1 protein-coding gene is annotated in these 1,106 nt (G+C 45.0%); it reads right to left on the minus strand.

Going from position 1 to position 1,106, the window contains the following annotated elements; all coding sequences use genetic code 11:
• On the minus strand, positions 1–1,061 hold a 1,061-nt coding region (locus tag R7Z78_RS24695; RefSeq protein WP_169643761.1), incomplete at its 3' end, for a methyltransferase.
• Positions 1,062–1,106 lie beyond the last annotated feature (45 nt).

Here is a 1,106-nt window from a genome sequence, read left to right on the forward strand (position 1 = left end):
GTATGTCCGAGGCCAATGTTGTCCGTTCTTTCCACAACAGAGAGACCTGCTGCTTCAACAATTTCTAGGAAATCATCACTACGGTAGAAACGGCTATTACCATTGGCTAGGCAGGTAAAGTAAAGCGAGGTGGCATTTAAGCTGTATGACGCACCCGCATATTTCTGCGCATCCCAAAACAGTTCGAGAACGTAAACGGTATCGCCCGCGCTCAACTGCGCCTTCACTTTCTTCAAAATATTTAAAATTTCAATTGGAGAGAAACAATCTAAGAACTGGCTCATCCACCAAATATCGGCATGATCAGGCAATGTTTGGGCCTTATCAAGCATATTGGCAGGATAGGGATGCACGCGCTCGCTGAGCTGATTCTCTGCCACGTTCGACATCGCGACTTCCAATTGCTGCGGCAAATCAACAATGGTCACATGCACATCTTTATCGTAGTTGCAGCACTGCATTGCCCATTTACCCGTATTGCCACCGATATCGACAATATGTTTTGGCTCATTGGCAAACACTTCTTTAAGCAGCAATGGGAAAGAACGATCCGAATAGAAGTGATCAAACTTAAACCAGCTCTGCTTAGCTTGCTCAGGTAATGTCGACAATCCTTGATAGATGGTTTCCCAATCGCCCAGCTCTTTCAATCCAGCAGGTTTGCCGTCTTTGATTGCTTCAGTCAAGTGCATCATCGCGGCATAACAAACGTCGGCCGTGAAATCCATGTTTGCTTGGGTCATGCCATCGTACAACAAGTAGAACCCGAGGTTGGCCAGTGAGTAGTTAGGTTTTTCCCACAAAACAATGTGCGCACTTATCGCCATGTCTAGCAGCACTTTGACACCATATTCTGACACGCCTGTTTTTTCGGCGATATCAATGGCGCTCATGCCTTTTGAACCAGCGCTATCGAGCGCCGCTAATATACCCAAATCTCTGAGCGTTCTCGCGGTATGGAAAACGATAGGGGCAAAAGATAATTTTTGAGCTTCTGTTTTTGCTTCAAAAGCATTAAAAGGGTCATTATTTTGATTTAACACGGAAAAACCTAACTGCATTTAATAATTTTTATTGCTGAGACTGAGTGCCCAACAACGCAAGTG

The organism is Vibrio sp. 1167, assembly GCF_033340375.1.
Taxonomy (GTDB): domain Bacteria; phylum Pseudomonadota; class Gammaproteobacteria; order Enterobacterales; family Vibrionaceae; genus Vibrio; species Vibrio alginolyticus.